The 19,680-nt window shown below is 70.1% G+C and carries 14 protein-coding genes; 13 read left to right on the top strand and 1 reads right to left on the bottom strand.

Going from position 1 to position 19,680, the window contains the following annotated elements; genetic code table 11:
- The first annotated feature begins 10 nt into the window (after positions 1–10).
- Genes coaE through DEJ19_RS10150 form a run of 4 tightly spaced genes read left to right on the top strand, consistent with a single transcriptional unit; the run spans position 11 to position 4,464 of the window.
- Positions 11–613, top strand: coding sequence for a dephospho-CoA kinase (coaE, locus tag DEJ19_RS10165; protein ID WP_111232974.1), 603 nt, complete (start codon positions 11–13; stop codon positions 611–613).
- Positions 610–1,653 (top strand): BPSS1187 family protein, encoded by a 1,044-nt coding sequence (locus DEJ19_RS10160; protein WP_111232973.1) that lies wholly within the window; start codon positions 610–612, stop codon positions 1,651–1,653. The genes coaE and DEJ19_RS10160 overlap by 4 nt, the downstream gene beginning before the upstream one ends.
- 22 nt (positions 1,654–1,675) lie before the next feature.
- Positions 1,676–3,172 (top strand): AMP-binding protein, encoded by a 1,497-nt coding sequence (locus DEJ19_RS10155; RefSeq protein WP_111232972.1) that lies wholly within the window; start codon positions 1,676–1,678, stop codon positions 3,170–3,172.
- Between the two features lie 47 nt (positions 3,173–3,219).
- Entirely contained in the window at positions 3,220–4,464 is a 1,245-nt protein-coding gene (locus DEJ19_RS10150) for an acyltransferase (RefSeq protein ID WP_181422680.1), read from the top strand.
- A 142-nt stretch (positions 4,465–4,606) separates the two neighbouring features.
- On the opposite strand, the gene DEJ19_RS10145 is transcribed toward DEJ19_RS10150, so the two are convergent.
- Positions 4,607–5,935 carry an MFS transporter gene (locus DEJ19_RS10145; RefSeq protein WP_071244739.1) on the bottom strand — a complete coding sequence of 443 codons (1,329 nt, stop codon included), beginning with the start codon at positions 5,933–5,935 and terminating at the stop codon, positions 4,607–4,609.
- Positions 5,936–6,105: 170 nt separating this feature from the next.
- Between DEJ19_RS10145 and uvrB the strand changes: the two genes are divergently transcribed.
- The 9 genes from uvrB (at position 6,106) to tpiA (ending at position 19,605) form a co-directional block, all read left to right on the top strand.
- Positions 6,106–8,178 carry an excinuclease ABC subunit UvrB gene (gene uvrB / locus DEJ19_RS10140; RefSeq protein ID WP_111233012.1) on the top strand — a complete coding sequence of 691 codons (2,073 nt, stop codon included), beginning with the start codon at positions 6,106–6,108 and terminating at the stop codon, positions 8,176–8,178.
- Positions 8,168–9,085 carry an SDR family NAD(P)-dependent oxidoreductase gene (locus DEJ19_RS10135; protein WP_111232970.1) on the top strand — a complete coding sequence of 306 codons (918 nt, stop codon included), beginning with the start codon at positions 8,168–8,170 and terminating at the stop codon, positions 9,083–9,085. The genes uvrB and DEJ19_RS10135 overlap by 11 nt, the downstream gene beginning before the upstream one ends.
- Before the next feature lie 48 nt (positions 9,086–9,133).
- On the top strand, positions 9,134–12,190 hold the full coding sequence (gene uvrA / locus DEJ19_RS10130; protein ID WP_258377376.1) for an excinuclease ABC subunit UvrA: 3,057 nt from the start codon (positions 9,134–9,136) through the stop codon (positions 12,188–12,190).
- Positions 12,191–14,275: an excinuclease ABC subunit UvrC gene (gene uvrC, locus DEJ19_RS10125; RefSeq protein ID WP_111094274.1), complete on the top strand. Its 2,085-nt coding sequence runs from the start codon at positions 12,191–12,193 to the stop codon at positions 14,273–14,275. It abuts the gene before it with no gap.
- A 103-nt stretch (positions 14,276–14,378) separates the two neighbouring features.
- The gene (gene rapZ / locus DEJ19_RS10120; protein ID WP_027465691.1) at positions 14,379–15,278 is read left to right on the top strand and encodes an RNase adapter RapZ; all 900 of its coding nucleotides are present in this window, start codon (positions 14,379–14,381) and stop codon (positions 15,276–15,278) included.
- A 75-nt stretch (positions 15,279–15,353) separates the two neighbouring features.
- The gene (gene whiA, locus DEJ19_RS10115) at positions 15,354–16,334 is read left to right on the top strand and encodes a DNA-binding protein WhiA (protein WP_027465690.1); all 981 of its coding nucleotides are present in this window, start codon (positions 15,354–15,356) and stop codon (positions 16,332–16,334) included.
- Positions 16,335–16,603: 269 nt separating this feature from the next.
- Entirely contained in the window at positions 16,604–17,608 is a 1,005-nt protein-coding gene (gene gap, locus DEJ19_RS10110; protein WP_017887253.1) for a type I glyceraldehyde-3-phosphate dehydrogenase, read from the top strand.
- A 3-nt stretch (positions 17,609–17,611) separates the two neighbouring features.
- The gene (locus DEJ19_RS10105) at positions 17,612–18,829 is read left to right on the top strand and encodes a phosphoglycerate kinase (RefSeq protein WP_111232969.1); all 1,218 of its coding nucleotides are present in this window, start codon (positions 17,612–17,614) and stop codon (positions 18,827–18,829) included.
- On the top strand, positions 18,826–19,605 hold the full coding sequence (gene tpiA, locus DEJ19_RS10100; protein WP_031259782.1) for a triose-phosphate isomerase: 780 nt from the start codon (positions 18,826–18,828) through the stop codon (positions 19,603–19,605). The genes DEJ19_RS10105 and tpiA overlap by 4 nt, the downstream gene beginning before the upstream one ends.
- The last annotated feature ends 75 nt before the right edge of the window (positions 19,606–19,680 follow it).

Below are 19,680 nucleotides of genomic sequence, written 5' to 3'. Positions count from 1 at the left end.
CCCTGTTGCCGTGCACATCATCGGACTCACGGGCGGCATCGCCGCGGGCAAGTCGACGGTCTCCCGGCGCTGGGCCGAGCACGGGGCCGTCGTCGTCGACGCCGACCGACTGGCTCGGGACGCCGTGGCGCCGGGCAGCCCGGGCCTGGCACAGGTCGCCGAGCGGTTCGGTCCGTCGGTGATCGCCGCCGACGGTTCGCTCGACCGGCCGGCGCTCGGGTCGATCGTGTTCGTGGACCCCGCGGCGCGGAAGGACCTCGAAGCCATCACGCACCCCGAGGTCTGGCGGCTCGCGCAGCAGGCGTTCGACGCAGCCGAGGCCGCCGACCCCGACGCCGTGGTGGTCTACGACGTGCCGTTGCTCGCCGAGGCCCGCGGCTCGCGTCCGCTCCGGTTCGACGCCGTCGTGGTGGTCGACGCCCCCGCGGCGCAGCGCATCGAACGGCTCGTCGAGCACCGCGGCATGCCCCGTGACGAGGCCGAGCGCCGCGTCGCCGCCCAGGCGAGCGACGCCGACCGTCTCGCCCTCGCCGACCACGTCGTCGACGCCACCGGGACGCTCGAGCAGACGATCCGCTCCGCTGACGAGGTGTGGGCGCGGATCACTCCATGAACCACCGCCTGCTGCTGGTCCTCGCCGCGATCGTCCTCGTGGCGATCGGGGCCGCCTCGCTCGTCGCCGCGAACGTCCTCGGTGCCCAGCGTGTGGCGGACAACGGCCGGGTCGCGGTGCACGAGCGGCCGTCGGGTGACGAACACGGGCCCGAGGGAGAGTTCCACCGGTTCCGGCTCGGAACGGTGAACGGTGAGCGGCTCACGCCGAACCGGGACGACTTCGCCGCGCGCACCTCGGCCGACGGTCCGCTCCTGCTGTTCCTGCCCGCGACCCGATCCCGTCCCGCGGAGTACCAGCGGTTCCTCGGAGCCGCCCTGGCTGACGGGTACCACGTGCTCGGCCTCGACTACTGGAACCTGGGCCGCACCCTGTCCGGCACGTGTGAGGCCGACGCACGCTGCTACGGCATGGTGCAGCGGAACCGCTTCGACGGCACGCGGCCCTCGGCGTTCAGTGCGGTCAGTCCGGCCGGGTCGATCGTTTCGCGATTCCGGGACGCCGTCGCGTACCTCGACGACCACGACCCCGACGGCGGTTGGGGGCGGTTCGTCCAGGGCGACGACCGCATCGTCTGGAACGACATCGTCGTGGCCGGGCACTCGCAGGGCGGCGGAGAGGCGGCGTACATCGCCCACATCCGCAGTGTCCACGGCGCGCTGATGTTCTCGTCACCCGTCGAGTCCCGCGGGCCGGCACACGCAGCGTGGATGGACCGCCCGGGCCGGACACCGGTGGGCCGGATGTACGCCATCGACGACGTCCGTGACACGTTCGGCCCCCGCATCACCGGTTCGTGGGACGTCCTCGGGCTGAGCGGTGTCTCCGGGCCGTTCGAGACGGACACCGCACCGCCACTCGCCGGAGCGGACCCGCACGCGATCCTCACCGACCTCGGCGGCGAGGGCAAGGCGCACTCCCTGATCATCAAGGACTCGACGCCGCTCACCCGTGACGGCGTCCCCCGGATGCTCCCGCTGTGGCAGTGGATGCTGCACCGGTTCTCCACAGATCCCGCTGTTCCCTCCGACCGCTCATAGCGTCGCGCAATAGCCTTCCTGCGTGCAGCCCGTTCGTGATGAACCCGACCTGCGCTCGCTGATCCGGGCCCGTGCGGCCGACGGGGGCGTGCGCCACTTCCTCGAGGACGCCCGCTCCGAGCGCGTCCTCACCTACCGCGCGCTCGACGACGCGGTGACCGCCTGGTCGCGGACCTTCGACGCGATCGGCATCGCCCCGTCGGGTGCCGTCCTGGTCGACGTGGGTGACCCGCTCGCGTTCGTGGTCGTGCACCTGAGCGCCGTCGCCTCGGGTCGCCGCGCGATCCCCGTCGACACCGGCCAGCCGGCCACCGAGCCCGGCCGTCTCGCCGACCTCATCGGCGGAGCGTCCATCGTCGTGTCGGACCGCGCGGTGGACGCGACCGTCCCCGGGGCACCGGCGAGCGGGATCGACCCGGCCACGTTCCTCCCGGCCGCCGTCCGTGACGGCGACCTGCCCGCCCACAGCCCGCACGCGCCGGGCCAGGGGTCCGTCGTGCTGTTCACCTCCGGGTCGACCGGCACGCCGAAGGGCGTCGAGCTGCCCGAGACGCAGCTGCTGTTCGTCGCCCGGGCCGTCGCGCAGCACAACCGGCTGGTGCCGGACGACCGCGGGTTCAACTCCTTGCCGCTGTTCCACGTCAACGCCGAGGTGGTCGGACTGCTCGCGACGCTCGTCGCCGGCGCGACCCTCGTGCTCGACCGGCGCTTCCGTCGTACCGGGTTCTGGGACCTGCTCGCGGAACGACGGATCACCTGGCTGAACGCCGTCCCGGCCGTCCTGGCCGTACTGGCGAAGACCGGGCCGCTCGAGTTCCCGCCGGGCCTGCGGTTCGTGCGCAGCGCGTCGGCGCCGTTGCCCGACCCGGTGCGCGCCGCCCTCGGTGACGTGCCGCTCGTCGTGAGCTGGGGCATGACCGAAGGCGCCTCGCAGATCACGGCGACGCCGCTCGACGAACCGGCCCGGCCCGGTACCGTCGGGGTCCCGGTCGGGTCCGAGGTGCAGGTCCGCGGCGAGGACGGCTCGGTGCTGCCCGCCGGCGAGATCGGTGCGCTGTGGGTGCGGGGCGAGGGGATCGTGCGGGGCTACCTGGGTGGTCGCGCGTCCGAGCGGTTCGACGCCGACGGCTGGCTCCACACCGGTGACGTCGGCTCCGTCAGCACCGACGGCTGGGTGTCACTGGCAGGACGCTCCGACGACGTCATCAACCGCGGTGGCGAGAAGGTCTACCCGTCCGAGGTCGAGGACGTCTTGCTCGGCGACCCACGCGTGCTCGAGGCGGTCGTCGTCGGCCGCCCCGACGACGTGCTCGGTGCCGTCCCGATCGCCTACGTGATCCCGCAGCCCGACGAACCCGTCGACCACGCAGCCCTCGTGGCTGACCTCGTGGCCCGGGCCGAGGCGCACCTGACCCGGTTCCGCCGACCGGTCGAGGTCATCGTCGTGCCCGACCTGCCGCGCGCACCCACCGGCAAGGTGCAGCGCGCGAAGGTCCGGACCATGGCCCGACCATCGTGAACGGACCATCACGCGTGTCCCCGGCATCGACCGGCGACGAGCCGGGGGTGCAGACGCCGACGCGCACTGCCGAGGGCAAGCCCCGGCACCTGTACGAGGTCGACGTGCTCCGCATCCTCACGTTCGCGTGCGTGATCGGGGTGCACACCACGAGCCACACCGCGGCCACCGACGACGTCGGGCTGAACGCGCTGCTCGCCCTGCTGCACTTCACCCGGCTGGTCTTCTTCTCGCTGACCGCGTTCGTGCTCGTGTACAGCTACACCTTGCGCCCGAGGCCGATGGCACAGTTCTGGCCGAAGCGGTTCCTGCTCGTGGGCGTGCCGTACCTGGCGTGGTCGTTCGTCTACGTCGCGGCGGCGTGGCTGCTGAGTCCCACCCGCCGTGGCGACGTCCCCGACCTGGTGCGCACCGCGGCCGAGGGCATCGTCACCGGCACCTCGTGGTACCACCTGTACTTCCTGCTCGTGACGATGCAGGTGTACCTGCTCCTGCCGGTGATCGTCTGGCTGGTGCGCCGGACCCGTGGGCACCACGTGACCGTGCTGGTCGTGGCGTTCCTGGTCCAGCTGGTGGTGTTCGCCGGGTACAAGTACTTCCCGGCGAGCGACGCGTGGATGCAGGGGTACCAGAAGCAGTTCTTCTTCTCGTACGTCTTCTTCATCGTCTCGGGGGCGATCGCCGCCGACCACGCGGACGCGTTCCTGCGGTTCATCCGGGTCCACCGCCGTTCGGTCCTGTGGGCGTTCGCCGGCGTCGGTGGGCTCACCCTCGGTGTGTGGGCGCTGCAGGTGGGCCTCGGGCAGTCCCTCTACGCCGCGGGGACACCGTTGCAGCCGGTCCAGGTGGTCTGGAGCACCGCGGTGTTCGTCGGGTTCCTGGCGATCGGCGCGGCCTGGGCGGATCGACGGCGCCCCGGGAGCCGGACCGCCCGGTTCGTCGACTACGCCTCCGATCGCTCGTTCGGCATCTTCCTGAGCCACCCGTTCGTCATCTGGATCCTGCTCTACGGCGACAGCTGGCTCGAGGCCGTCGTGCCACGGCCGTGGCTCACCCTCGTCACCTACGTGCTCGTGCTGGTGCTGTCCGTCGCGGTGACCGAGCTGTTCCGGTGGACGCCCCTCAGCGTGCCGTTGACCGGGCGGCCGTCGTTGTCCTCGCGGGCGTCACGAGCGGCGCGGGCGCGTCGGTCCGCCGGCGCGGGGGTGCCACAGCGGTCGCCGGAGCCGGTGGAGCCGGACGACGCCCTCGTCGGCGAGACCGACGACGTCGGGCGGCGCGCCGCGCGCTGAGCGTTCGCCCGCACGCTCGCACCAGCCGTGCGGGGCGGTGGACACGTGGCGGGGCGGCCGGGAGGCACGTGGCGGGCCCGACCCGCGCCTCCCGGCCGTCGCGTGCACCACCAGGGCCGGCGCACGTTCCGGATGTCGGCTGTCAGGCCGGGCGCTGCTCGGCCTTCGGGGTGCCGATCTCGAGCACGCCGTCGGTGGAGGTCAGCCGCTGCGGCTTCATGAACCAGGCGACGACGGCCGCGGCTCCGAGCAGGACGCAGGAGAGCGCGAAGGGCACCTGCCAGCCCGAGGCGTCGATGAGCAGACCGAACACGATGGGTGAGACCACACCGGCGATGCCGAACCCGGTGTTCATGAAGCCCGAGGCCGTGCCGGACCACTGCGGCGCGACGTCCATCGGGATCGCCCAGAGGTTGGCGTTGCAGAGTTCGAGGAAGAAGAACGACAGGGCCAGCGAGATCGTCGCGACGAGCAGACCCTGCCCGATCACGAGCGGGATGAGGCAGAGGAGCGAGCCGCCGAGCCCGATCACCAGGATGGTCCGGCGGGCGTTCCGGGTGTTCCCGCCGCGGTGGATGATGCGGTCACTGAGCATCCCGCCGACCGTGTCCCCGACGACACCGGCCAGCAGGATCAGGGTGGTGAACAGGGCGAAGTCGCCGATCTCCAGGCCGTAGGTGGAGCTGAGGAACGTCGGGAGCCACGTGAGGAACACCCAGAGGGTCCAGCCGTACCCGAAGTCGACGAAGGTGACCGGCAGGATCTGCTTCGCCATCTGCCGCCACGGCACCGGGGGACGGGTCGCACGGGTCTCGACCGGCGGGAGCTCGGCGAGTTCAACCTGCGTGATGCCCTTCGCGGACTCGGGCTTGTCGCGGAACCAGACGAACCAGACGACGGCCCACGCCAGGGACAGCACCGCGGTGGCGAAGAACGCCCAGCGCCAGCTGCCCGTCGCGCCGATCACCCAGGCGACGATGAGCGGCGCCAGGGCGTTGCCGAGCCGGGCGGCCGAGTGGACCACGCCCTGGGCGAAGCCGTTCCGGTCGCGGGGGATCCACCGGCTCATCGCCTGGGTGGCGGTCGGGAACGCGGCGGCCTCGCTCAGCCCGAGCAGGGCACGTGCGGCGAAGAGGGTCCAGAAGCCGACCGCGAACCCGGTCCAGAGCGTCGCGACGCCCCAGATCACCGTGATGACGAAGAGCGCCCTGCGCGGGCCGAACTTCTCGCTGATCGTGCCGCCGAACACCTGCAGCAGGGCGTACGGCAACGAGAACGCGGAGACGATGAGGCCGGCGGTCGCCTCGTTGAACCCGAACTCCTCGGTGATGTGCGGCAGCGCGGTCGAGATGTTCGTCCGGTCGATGTACGAGATCGCGTACATGCAGCAGAGCAGGACGAGCACACGCCCGCGGATGCGTCCGCGGAACGGGGTGCCCTTGATCGGTGCGGCCGGGGTCGCCGTGGTCATGAGGCCTCTTCGGGGGAGTGGGAAGGAGTCGGGTGACTGAACGGATCGGACGGTATGCCCGATGACCATCAGTCGACTTGGAGCCTGCTTGCAGCGGACAGTACGCCGAGGGCGAGCAGGGGCCCTCGGTGTCAGGGGTGCCGACTACCGTTGTCCCCATGGGTGTTGCGATCGAACCGACCCGAGCGGTGCGTCCGTTCGAGGTCATCAGCGAGTACTCGCCGAGTGGCGACCAGCCCGCGGCCATCGCGGAACTCGCCGGGCGGATCAACGCCGGTGAGACCGACGTCGTGCTGCTGGGTGCGACCGGTACCGGCAAGTCGGCGACGACCGCGTGGCTCATCGAGCAGGTGCAGCGGCCGACGCTCGTGCTCGCGCACAACAAGACGCTCGCGGCCCAGCTCGCCAACGAGTTCCGCAGCCTGATGCCGAACAACGCGGTCGAGTACTTCGTCTCGTACTACGACTACTACCAGCCCGAGGCGTACGTCCCGCAGACCGACACCTTCATCGAGAAGGACTCCTCGGTCAACGCCGAGGTCGAACGGCTCCGGCACTCGACGACGAACTCGCTGCTCAGCCGCCGCGACAGCGTCGTGGTGTCGACGGTCTCCTGCATCTACGGCCTGGGAACGCCCGAGCAGTACATGAACGCGTCGGTCGCACTCCACGTGGGTCAGACGATCTCCCGCGACCAGCTCGTCCGCAAGTTCGTCGCCATGCAGTACCAGCGCAACGACGTCGACTTCGCCCGGGGCACGTTCCGGGTGCGCGGCGACACGATCGAGATCATCCCGATGTACGAAGAGCACGCGATCCGCATCGAGATGTTCGGCGACGAGGTCGAGGCGCTCTCGTCGCTGCACCCACTCACCGGGAACGTCATCGACGACCTGCCCGCCGTGTCGATCTTCCCGGCTTCGCACTACGTCGCCGACACCGACGTGATGCACCGCGCGATCGCCTCCATCAAGGAAGAACTCGCGGAACGGCTCGCCGAGCTCGAGGGTCAGGGCAAGCTGCTCGAGGCCCAGCGACTCCGCATGCGCACCACGTTCGACATCGAGATGATGGAGCAGATCGGGTTCTGCTCCGGCATCGAGAACTACTCGCGCCACATGGACGGTCGTGGCCCGGGCGAGGCGCCGCACTGTCTCATCGACTACTTCCCCGACGACTTCCTCCTGGTCATCGACGAGTCGCACGTCACCGTGCCGCAGATCGGCGCGATGTACGAAGGCGACGCCTCGCGCAAGCGGACACTCGTCGAGCACGGCTTCCGTCTGCCGAGCGCGATGGACAACCGCCCGCTCAAGTGGGAGGAGTTCCTCGACCGCGTCGGCCAGAAGGTCTTCCTGTCGGCGACGCCCGGCAAGTACGAGCTCGGCATCACGGACAGCGTGGTCGAGCAGATCATCCGCCCCACGGGTCTGATCGACCCCGAGATCGTGGTCAAGCCGAGCGACGGCCAGATCGACGACCTGCTCGAGGAGATCAAGCAGCGCGCCGAGAAGAACGAGCGCGTCCTGGTCACGACGCTCACGAAGCGCATGGCGGAAGAGCTCACCGACTTCCTCGGCAACGCCGGCGTCCGGGTCCGGTACCTGCACTCCGACGTGGACACGCTCAAGCGCGTCGAGCTGCTGACCGAGCTGCGTCAGGGCGTGTACGACGTGCTCATCGGCATCAACCTGCTCCGCGAGGGCCTCGACCTGCCCGAGGTCTCGCTCGTCGCGATCCTCGACGCCGACAAGGAAGGCTTCCTGCGGTCGTCGACGTCGCTCATCCAGACGATCGGTCGAGCCGCCCGCAACGTGTCGGGCCAGGTGCTCATGTACGCCGACAAGATGACCGACTCGATGAAGCAGGCCATCGAGGAGACCGACCGGCGCCGTGAGAAGCAGGTCGCGTACAACCTCGAGCACGGAATCGACCCGCAGCCGTTGCGCAAGAAGATCGCGGACATCACCGAGGTCCTGCAGCGCGAGAACGACGACACGAAGGCGCTCCTGCAAGGTCGCCCCGGCACCGACGGTCGTCGGTCGCCCACGCCGAACCTCAAGCGCGGTGGCATCGCCGGCGAGGGCGCGACCCAGCTCGGTGCCACCATCGCCGACCTGAACGACCAGATGCTGCAGGCTGCGGCCGAGCTCAAGTTCGAGCTCGCGGCGCGACTGCGCGACGAGGTGCAGGACCTGAAGAAGGCCCTGCGCCAGATGGAGTCGGCCGGGCATGTCATCTGACGGTGCCCGCACGGTCGTCGTCACCGGTGCGAGTGCCGGCCTCGGCTACCATGCCGCCGAGCAGCTCGCCGCAGCCGGACACCGCGTGGTGCTGGCCACGCGCGACCGCGGCCGGGCGGAGGCCGCCGAGCGCAGCATCCGGCGGCACGTCGACGGAGCGTCGCTCTCCCACGTCCACCTCGACCTCGCCGACCTCGACTCCGTCAACGCGGCAGCCGACGAACTCGCCGCGCTGGAACCCGACGGCGTCGACGCGGTCCTGAACAACGCCGGGGTCGTCGGGGCGTCCACGCGGGGGAGCACGGCGCAGGGCACCGAACTGCAGATCGGCACGAACCACCTCGGACACTTCGCGTGGACCGCCCTGGTCCTGCCCCTGCTCGAACGACGAGCCGGCCGGATCGTGCACCTCGGGTCGATCGCCCACCGGTTCGCCCAGCTCGACGCGACCGATCCGCTCGGCGTCGGTCGGTACTCGAGCCACCGCCAGTACGCCAGGAGCAAGCTCGCGGTGATGCTGTTCGGCTTCGAGCTCGCCGAACGACTGGCCGACTCCGGGTCGTCCGTGTCGAGCGTCGTCGCGCACCCCGGCCTGTCGCTCGACCGGCTGTCGCCGGCACGCCCGGACGTCAGCCCGGCACGACCCGAACCCGAGTGGATCCGCCCGGCGCAGCGCCTCGTCGCCCAGGGCAAGGACGTCGGCGCCCAGCCGCTCGTGCACGCGGCAGTCGGTGCTGACGTGCGCTCGGGGGAGTACTGGGGCCCGGCAGGCTGGATGCAGCTCCGGGGCCCGGCCACGGTGGTCGCGGCCGAACCTCGGGCGCACGACCGCACCGTCGCAGCGCAGCTCTGGGCGGCGAGCGAGCGTGCATCCGGTGTCGCGTTCGCTCTCGACGCACTCGTCTGACCCTCCATCCCGGCCGAATGTCGGTGCCGCTTCGTAGAATCGACGACGATGACCATCACCTCTGACCCCGGTACCTCGACGTCGGGCCGGAACGCCTTCGGCGAGCCCGCTGACCTCCACCTCCCCGGCGGGACCGCTCCGCACAGCACCTCCACGCTCAGCGTGCGCGGCGCGCGCGTGCACAACCTCCGTGACGTCGACCTCGAGATCCCGCGCGACTCGCTCGTCGTGTTCACCGGCCTGTCCGGGTCGGGCAAGTCCTCGCTGGCGTTCGACACGATCTTCGCCGAGGGGCAGCGCCGGTACGTCGAGTCGCTGTCCGCCTACGCGCGCCAGTTCCTCGGCCAGGTCGACCGCCCCGACGTCGACTTCATCGAGGGGCTCTCGCCGGCGGTGTCGATCGACCAGAAGTCGACCAACCGCAACCCGCGGTCGACGGTCGGCACGATCACCGAGGTCTACGACTACATGCGTCTGCTCTGGGCGCGCATCGGGGTCCCGCACTGCCCGACGTGTGGCGAGGTGATCAGCAAGCAGACCGTGCAGCAGATCGCCGACCAGCTCATGCAGTTCGAGACCGGCACCCGCTTCCAGGTCCTCGCACCCGTCATCTCCAAGAAGAAGGGCGAGTTCGTCGACCTCTTCCAGGAGCTCGCGGCGTCCGGCTACGCCCGCGCGATCGTCGACGGGGAGCGCATCCAGCTCAGCGACCCGCCCAAGCTGAAGAAGCAGGTCAAGCACGACATCTCGGTCATCGTCGACCGCCTGGTGGCGAGCGACGACATCCTCGGGCGTCTCACCGACTCGCTCGAGACCGCCCTGCGCCTGACCGACGGCACCGTCGGCATCGACCTGGTGGACCACGAGGGGCCCGGAGCGGTCCGGACCTACTCCGAGAACCTGTCCTGCCCGAACAACCACCCGCTCGCGCTCACCGAGATCGAGCCGCGCACGTTCTCGTTCAACGCGCCGTTCGGTGCCTGCCCCGAGTGCTCCGGCCTCGGCACGCGCATGTCGGTCGACCCCGACCTGGTGCTCGGCGACCCCGAGGCCTCGTTGCGTGACGGCGTCCTGCTGCCCTGGACCGGCACCAGCGGGCTGTACTCCTACTTCGAGAAGCTGCTCGGCGGCCTCGGCAAGGAGCTCGGCTTCTCGCTCGACACCCCGTGGAACCAGCTCGACCCCGCGGTGCAGGCATCGATCCTGACCGGCAAGGACTTCCAGGTGTCGGTCTCCTGGCGCAACCGCTTCGGCCGCGAGATGCGGTACACGAGCGGATTCGAAGGCGTCATGCCCTACATCGAGCGCAAGTTCGCCGAGGCCGAGTCGGACTCGCAGCGGCAGCGCTTCCAGGGGTACCTGCGCGAGGTCCCGTGCCCGGTGTGCGAGGGAACCCGCCTCAAGCCCGAGGTGCTCGCGGTGACGGTCAACGACCGCAGCATCGCGGACGTCACCGACATGTCGCTCGACAACGCGTACTCGTTCATGGACGAGCTGACGCTGACCGACCGTGAAGCGCACATCGCCGCCGCGGTCCTCCGCGAGATCCGCGCACGCCTCGAGTTCCTGCTCGAGGTCGGCCTGAACTACCTCACGCTGGCACGTGGTGCCGGCGGTCTCTCCGGCGGCGAGGCCCAGCGCATCCGCCTGGCGACGCAGATCGGCTCCGGGCTGACGGGCGTGCTCTACGTGCTCGACGAGCCGAGCATCGGCCTGCACCAGCGGGACAACCGTCGACTCATCGACACCCTGGTCAAGCTCAAGGACCTCGGCAACACCCTCATCGTCGTCGAGCACGACGAGGACACGATCCGCACGGCCGACTGGGTCGTCGACATCGGCCCCGGTGCCGGTGTGAACGGCGGCAACGTCGTGCACTCCGGTTCGTACGAGGGCATCATCGAGAACCGCGAGTCGATCACGGGTGACTACCTCGCCGGCCGACGCGCGATCGAGGTGCCGGCCGAGCGTCGCAAGGTCAACCTGAAGCGCGCCATCACCGTGCAGGGCGCCCGGGCGAACAACCTCAAGTCGATCGACGCGGACTTCCCGCTCGGTGTGTTCACCGCGGTGACGGGCGTCAGCGGGTCCGGCAAGTCGACGCTGGTGAACGACATCCTCTACAAGGTGCTCGCCAACCAGCTCAACGGCGCACGGCACATCGCGGGCAAGCACACCCGGGTGAAGGGCCTCGACCAGCTGGACAAGGTCGTGCACGTCGACCAGGCGCCGATCGGCCGCACGCCGCGCTCGAACCCGGCGACCTACACGGGCGTGTTCGACCGCATCCGCCAGCTGTTCGCCGAGACGCAAGAGGCCAAGACCCGCGGCTACCAGCCCGGCCGCTTCAGCTTCAACGTCAAGGGCGGCCGCTGCGAGAACTGCGCGGGCGACGGCACGATCAAGATCGAGATGAACTTCCTGCCCGACGTCTACGTCGCGTGCGAGGTGTGCGGTGGTGCGCGCTACAACCGCGAGACGCTCCAGGTGCACTACAAGGGCAAGAACATCTCCGAGGTCCTCGACATGCCGATCAGCGAGGCGGCCGAGTTCTTCGAGCCGATCTCGGCGATCCACCGCTACATGGCGACCCTGGTCGACGTGGGCCTCGGCTACGTGCGTCTCGGCCAGAGCGCGACCACGCTCTCCGGCGGCGAGGCGCAGCGCGTCAAGCTCGCCACCGAGCTGCAGCGTCGCTCGAACGGCCGCACGGTCTACGTGCTCGACGAGCCGACGACCGGTCTGCACTTCGAGGACGTCCGCAAGCTGCTCCTCGTGCTGCAGAGCCTCGTCGACAAGGGCAACACCGTCATCACGATCGAGCACAACCTCGACGTCATCAAGTCCGCCGACTGGCTGATCGACATGGGACCCGAGGGCGGTTCCGGTGGTGGCACGGTCCTGGCGACGGGCACCCCGGAGCACGTGGCGACCGTGCCGGAGAGCCACACCGGTGTCTTCCTGCGCGAGATCTTCGACGCGCAGGACGCCCGAGTCGGCAAGCAGCAGGCCGTCGGCGCACGCCAGGCAACCCAGAAGCAGCAGGGCGGCAAGCCGCAGGGCGCGACCAAGCAGACGAGCAAGCAGAAGGCGGGTGCTCGGTAGGTGGCGGACACCGTCCCGTGGCGTCCGAAGGCCGGAGAGATCCCGACCGACCCGGGCGTCTACCGATGGCGTGACGAAGCCGGTCGGGTGCTCTACGTCGGCAAGGCGAAGAACCTCCGCGCCCGGCTGAGCAACTACTTCGCGCCGCTGCCGACGCTGCACGAGCGCACGCGGCGCATGGTCCTCACGGCACGCAGCGTCGAGTGGACGACGGTCGGCTCCGAGATCGAGGCGCTCCAGCTGGAGTACACCTGGATCAAGGAGTTCGACCCGCCGTTCAACGTCAAGTTCCGCGACGACAAGTCGTACCCGTACATGGCGGTCACCCTGGGTGACGAAGCGCCGCGGGTGATGGTGACACGCAACCGCAAGATCAAGGGCGCGAAGTACTTCGGTCCGTACCCGAAGATCTGGGCGGTGCACGACACCATCGACCTGATGATCAAGGTCTTCCCGATCCGCACGTGTTCGGACTCGTCGTACAAGAAGGCGATGCAGACGGGCCGTCCGTGCTTCCCGGGGCAGATCGGCAAGTGCGGTGGCCCGTGCTCGCAGAAGGTCACGATCGAGGAGCACCGCGCGCTCGTCGAGGAGTTCGTGCGCTTCATGAACTCCTACGACCGTCGGGTCATCACCGAACTCCGGCAGCGCATGGGGGCCTCCGCCGACGCGATGCAGTACGAGCAGGCCGCGAAGTACCGCGACCAGGTCGAGGCGCTCGAAGCCGTGCTCGAGAAGTCCGCCGTGGTGCTCCGCGACTCGGTCGACCTCGACCTGTTCGGCATCGCGGAGGACGAGCTCGCCGCGGCAGTGCAGCTGTTCTCCGTCCGTGGTGGCCGCATCCGCGGTGTCCGCGGCTGGGTGGTCGACAAGGAGCTCGACATCGCCACGGGCGACCTCGTCGAGCAGATCGTGCAGGGCGTCTACGTCACCGACGAGCCCCCGCGCGAGGTCGTCGTCCCCGAACTGCCGGAGGACGCCGACGCGCTCCAGGAGTGGCTCAGCAAGCGCCGGAACGGGCGCGGCACGAAGCTCAGCACGGCACAGCGCGGCGATCGCGCCGGTCTCGCACGGACGGCCGCGCAGAACGCCGGGCAGGCGCTCATGCTCTACAAGACCAAGCGTTCGGCCGACTACACCACCCGGGCCGCGGCACTGGCCGACATCCAGGACGCCCTCGGCATGACCGAGGCGCCGCTCCGCATGGAGTGCTACGACATCTCGCACCTGCAGGGCACGAACGTCGTCGCGTCGATGGTGGTGTTCGAGGACGGCCTGCCGCGCAAGGACCAGTACCGCCGGTACTCGATCGCCGAGACCACCGACGACACCGACAGCATGTACCAGGTGCTCTCGCGGCGCCTGGCGCGGCTGGACGAGGACGCTGAGCTGCCGGACGTCCCGGACGTCACGACCGACGAGGTCGTCGAGGGGTCGAAGCCGACGAAGCGGTTCGCGTACCGACCGCAGCTGCTCATCGTCGACGGCGGCCAGCCCCAGGTGCAGGCCGCGAAGCGCGCGATGGACGAAGCCGGCGTGCACGACATCGCCCTGGTCGGCATCGCCAAGCGGCTCGAGGAGCTCTGGCTCCCCGACGACGACTTCCCGGTCATCCTGCCCCGCAACTCCGAGGCGCTCTTCCTCATCCAGCGCATCCGCGACGAGGCGCACCGGTTCGCGATCACCCACCAGCGCAGCAAGCGGAAGCGCGACGTCCGGTCGCGGCTGTCCGAGATCCCCGGTCTCGGCCCGAGTCGCGTCAACGCCCTGCTGAAGCACTTCGGCTCGGTCGCCCGGCTGCGTGAAGCCACGGCCGAGGACATCGGCGAGGTGAACGGGATCGGCCCGGCGACCGCTGCTGCGGTGGTCTCGAAGCTGGCCCAGACGCCGACGAGCGCGCCGGCGACGAGCGCGTCCAGCGCCCCCGAACCGGACGCCGACGCGATCGCGGACACCGTGACCGAGAACGCAGCCACCCAGCAGACCGCCACCCAGCAGACCGCCACCCGGCAGACCGCCACTCACCCCGGAGGCCCGGTGCGGGTCCCCGAGGTGACCGACGACGGTCCGCAGCGACCGTCGTGACGAACCCCGCGCCTCCCGGCCGCCACCGGGCGGTAGCCTGGTCCGGCAGCCGAGACCTCCCCGGGCGACGCGCCCGGGCCGCCACGACGGAGCCCACTCCCAGATGACCGACAGCGCCACCGCGACCACCCACGCGTCGCAGCACGACATCCTCATCGTCACCGGCATGTCCGGGGCCGGGCGGTCCACCGTCGGCAAGGCCCTCGAAGACCTGGGCTGGTACGTCGTCGACAACCTGCCCACGCAGATGCTGGCCCCGCTGACCGAACTGGCCGACCGCGCGGGGGAGAAGATCCCGAAGATCGCCACGGTGGTCGACGTCCGCGGCGGGCGGTTCTTCACCGACCCCGAGCACGCGGTCGAGCAGGTCCGCTCGAGCACCTCCGCGCGGGTCCGTGTGCTGTTCCTCGAAGCCACCGACGCCGTGCTGGTCCGGCGCTTCGAGCAGGTCCGCCGACCCCACCCGCTCCAGGGCGAGGACACCCTCCTCGACGGCATCGCCCGCGAACGGGCGCGTCTCGCCGGCCTGCGCGAGGCGTCCGACGTGGTGATCGACACCTCCGACCTCAACATCCACCAGCTCGCGAACACCGTGATCGAGCACTTCGCTGACGAGCACTTCGTGGGTGTACAGGTCACGCTGATGAGCTTCGGGTTCAAGTACGGTCTGCCCGCCGACGCCGACATGGTGGCCGACGTGCGGTTCCTCCCGAACCCCTACTGGGTGCCGGAACTGCGGCCCCACACCGGGCTGGACCAGCCGGTCTCGGACTACGTGCTGGCGCAGGCCGGAGCCCGTCCGTTCGTCGATCGCTACGCCTCCGTCCTCGAGCCGGTGTTCGAGGGGTACCAGCGCGAGAACAAAAGACACGCTACGATCGCCATCGGCTGTACCGGCGGGAAGCACCGCTCGGTCGCCATCGTCGCCGAGTTGGCGAACCTCCTCCGCGGGATGCCTGGCGTCGCCGTGCGTGTGAAGAACCGAGATCTCGGCCGGGAGTGACCGTCCCTCCGGCCGCTCCCACGCCCGTGCCGCCGGATCTGCGGGAACCACTGAACGAACGTTAGGAATGATGCTGTGCCGTTGACTGCCGAGGTCAAGGACGAACTGGCCAGGGTCGCCGTGAACCGCAACACGGTCCGCGCCGCCGAACTGGCCACGATCCTCCGGTTCGCTGGTGGTCTGCACGTCATCTCGGGCCGCATCGCGGTCGAGGTCGAGCTCGACACCCGGATCATCGTGCACCGGGTCCGCAAGGACCTCGCCGAGCTCTACGGCGTGCGCAGCGAGGCGTCGGTGGGCTCGTCCGCGTCCGCCCGCCGCGGGACCCGCTACCTGGTCCGCGTGCTCGAGGCGGGGGAGACCCTCGCCCGCCAGACCGGCCTGATGGACGCCCGTCGTCGTCCGGTCCGCGGCCTGCCGAACCGTCTCACCACGGGCAACCGTGAGGACCTCGCCGCCATCTGGCGCGGCGCCTTCCTCGCCTCCGGCACCCTGACCGACCCGGGTCGGGCCGCAGCGCTCGAGGTCACCTGCCCCGGCAACGAGGCCGCGATGGCCCTCGTCGGTGCCGCGTCGCGTCTCGGGGTCGCCGCGAAGGGCCGCGAGGTCCGCGGGGTGCACCGCGTCGTCATCCGCGACGGCGAGGCCATCGGTCAGATGCTGACCGTCATGGGCGCGGCGCGCACCACCGCCGACTGGGAGGAGATGCGCCAGCGTCGCGAGGTCCGCGCGACCGCGAACCGCCTGGTCAACTTCGACGACGCGAACCTCCGCCGTTCCGCGCAGGCCGCCGTGGCCGCCTGCGCCCGGGTCGAGCGTGCGCTCGAGATCCTCGGCGACGAGGTCCCCGACCACCTGCAGTACGCCGGCACGCTGCGCCTGCAGCACCGCGACGCGTCGCTCGACGAGCTCGGCCAGCACGCGGACCCGCCCATGACCAAGGACGCCATCGCCGGCCGCATCCGGCGCCTGCTGGCTATGGCCGACAAGCGGGCCTCCGACCTCGGCATCCCGGGCACCGAAGCGAGCGTTCCCGAGGAGCTCGAAGGGGCCTGAGAGCGGTCTGTCGACCCTGCGGACGGGAGGCGCGGTGCCAGCTGGCACCGTGCCTCCCGTCCGTTTCCCGGCCCGTTCTCGGACCCGTTCCCGGCCTGGTCGGCGACCGTCCGGACGGACCGTCATCCCGCTCGGGCACGCAGTGTCCGACTGCTAGGGTCGTTACGGCGACGTTACGGGGCGTATCGTCCACCACACGCGGGCCCGCCAGGGTGCGCGACTCCCGAAAGCAGCGCCCCCTGGGCGCTCCACACTCACCAGGAGATCCATTGACCGTCAAGATCGGTATCAACGGCTTCGGCCGCATCGGCCGTAACTTCTTCCGGGCCGCCCTCGCGAAGGGCTCCGACCTCGAGATCGTGGCGGTGAACGACCTCACCGACAACGCGTCGCTCGCCAACCTGCTGAAGTTCGACTCCATCACGGGCCGTCTCGGCGTCTCCGTCGAGCTCGACGGCGACAACATCGTCGTCGACGGCAAGGCCATCAAGGTCCTCGCCGAGCGCGACCCCGCCAACCTCCCCTGGGGCGAGCTGGGTGTCGACATCGTCATCGAGTCGACCGGGTTCTTCACCAAGGCCGCCGATGCGCAGAAGCACATCGACGCCGGCGCCAAGAAGGTCATCATCTCCGCCCCGGCCTCGGGTGACGACGTCACCATCGTGCTCGGCGTGAACGAGGACCAGTACGACGCGGCGAACCACCACATCATCTCGAACGCGTCCTGCACCACGAACAGTCTCGCGCCGCTCGCCAAGGTGTTCCACGACAAGTTCGGCATCGAGCGTGGCCTCATGACGACGGTGCACGCCTACACCGCCGACCAGAACCTGCAGGACGGCCCGCACAAGGACCCCCGTCGTGCCCGCGCCGCCGCGCTGAACATCGTCCCGACCTCGACCGGTGCCGCCAAGGCCATCGGCCAGGTCATGCCGGAGCTCGCCGGCAAGCTCGACGGCTTCGCGCTGCGCGTCCCGGTCCCCACCGGCTCGATCACCGACCTCACCCTCGAGACCAAGTCCGAGGTCACCGTCGACGAGATCAACGCCGCCTACAAGGAGGCCGCAGAAGGTCCCCTCAAGGGCATCCTGCTCTACAGCGAGGACCCGCTGGTGTCGACCGACATCACCACGGACCCGCACTCCTCGATCTACGACTCCGGCCTGACCAAGGTCATCGGCGGCCTCGTGAAGATCACCTCGTGGTACGACAACGAGTGGGGCTACTCGAACCGCCTCGTCGACCTCACCGAGTACGTCGGCGAGCGTCTGTAACACATGGCCCTCCGCACCCTCGAGGACCTCGGCGACCTCGCCGGCAAGCGCGTCGTCGTCCGTTGTGACCTGAACGTCCCGCTCAAGGACGGCACCATCACGGACGACGGCCGCGTCCGCGCGTCGCTCACCACGCTGAACACCCTCGTCAACGCCGGCGCACGCGTCATCGTGATCTCGCACCTGGGCCGCCCCGACGGGGAGCCCAAGCCCGAGTTCTCGCTCGCACCGGTGGCCCAGCGGCTCTCCGAGATGCTCGGCAAAGAGGTCACGTTCGTCGGCGAGACCGTCGGTGACGAAGCGACCGCCGCGGCCGAGGCCCTCGAGGACGGCGACGTCCTGCTGCTCGAGAACCTCCGCTTCAACCCGGAGGAGACCTCGAAGGACGCCGCCGAGCGCGGTGCCTTCGCGGACCGCATCGCCGCCCTCGGTGACGCCTTCGTCTCCGACGGCTTCGGTGTCGTGCACCGCAAGCAGGCCTCGGTCTACGAGCTCGCGTCCGCACTGCCCAGTGCGGCCGGTTCGCTGATCGAGACCGAGCTGCGCGTGCTCGAGCGCCTGACCAAGGACCCGGAGCGGCCGTACACGGTCGTGCTCGGCGGGTCGAAGGTCAGCGACAAGCTCGGTGTCATCGACCACATCCTGCCGAAGGTCGACACCCTCTGCATCGGTGGCGGCATGCTCTTCACGTTCCTCGCGGCCCAGGGCCACGGGGTCGCGAAGTCGCTGCTCGAGGCGGACCAGCTCGACGTCGTCCGCGAGTACCTCTCGCGGGCGAAGGAGCTCGGTGTCACCATCGACCTGCCGACCGACGTCGTGGTGGCCTCCGGCTTCGCGGCCGACGCCGACCACGAGACCGTGGCGGCCGACGCCATCGAGTCCTCGTCGTTCGGTACGGACGGCATCGGCCTCGACATCGGCCCGGAGACCGCTGCGCGGTTCGCCTCGGCCGTCTCGGGTTCGAAGACCGTGTTCTGGAACGGCCCGATGGGTGTGTTCGAGTTCCCGGCCTTCGCCGCCGGCACGAAGACCGTCGCGCAGGCGCTGACCGAGGTCGACGGCCTCGGCGTCGTCGGTGGTGGCGATTCCGCTGCCGCCGTGCGGTCGCTCGGCTTCTCAGACGACCAGTTCGGCCACATCTCGACCGGTGGCGGTGCGAGCCTCGAGTTCCTCGAGGGCAAGTCGCTGCCCGGTCTCGAAGCACTGGGGTGGACCGCATGACCCGCACGCCACTGATCGCCGGCAACTGGAAGATGAACCTGGACCACCTCCAGGCCATCGCGACCGTGCAGAAGCTCGCATGGACGCTCAAGGACGCCCGGCACGACTTCGACGACGTCGAGGTCGCGGTGTTCCCGCCGTTCACCGACCTGCGGAGCGTGCAGACGCTGATCTCGGCTGACAAACTGCCGATCCACTTCGGTGCGCAGGACCTGTCGCAGTTCGACTCCGGTGCCTACACCGGTGACGTCTCCGGTGCGTTCCTCGCAGCGCTCGACGCCCAGTACGTCATCGTCGGCCACTCCGAGCGGCGCACGCTGCACGGTGAGACCGACGAGGTCGTCGCGGCGAAGACCGCGGCGGCCGTCAAGCACGGCCTCGTCCCCGTGGTGTGCGTCGGCGAGACCGGCGAGCAGCGCGAGGAGCGCGGCGCCGGTGTGGTGCCGGTCGAGCAGCTCCGCGTCGTGCTCGACGCGGTCAAGCCCGCCGACATCGTCGTGGCGTACGAGCCCGTCTGGGCCATCGGCTCCGGCCAGGCCGCCACGGCCGAGCAGGCGCAGGACGAGTGCGCGGCGATCCGTCGTGGCATCGCCGCAGCCTGGGGTGACCAGGCTGCTGCAGACACCCGAGTGCTCTACGGCGGCTCGGTCAAGTCGGGCAACATCGCGGGGTTCCTCCGCGAGCCCGACATCGACGGCGCGCTCGTCGGTGGCGCTTCGCTCGACGTGCAGGAGTTCGCGGCCATCGCCCGGTTCCGTCAGCACGTCGGGCTGTAGTCCGCAGGCGTCGTCGCGGGCAGTCGTCCGCACCACTCCCGTCCAGGTACCGGCCGTGCTCCGCGCGGCCGGTAC

Origin of the sequence: Curtobacterium sp. MCSS17_016 (assembly GCF_003234255.2) — a bacterium.
GTDB lineage: Bacteria > Actinomycetota > Actinomycetes > Actinomycetales > Microbacteriaceae > Curtobacterium > Curtobacterium flaccumfaciens.
The sequence above is the reverse complement of the archived record's forward strand: the minus strand, read 5'-3'. Positions and strand labels throughout refer to the sequence as shown.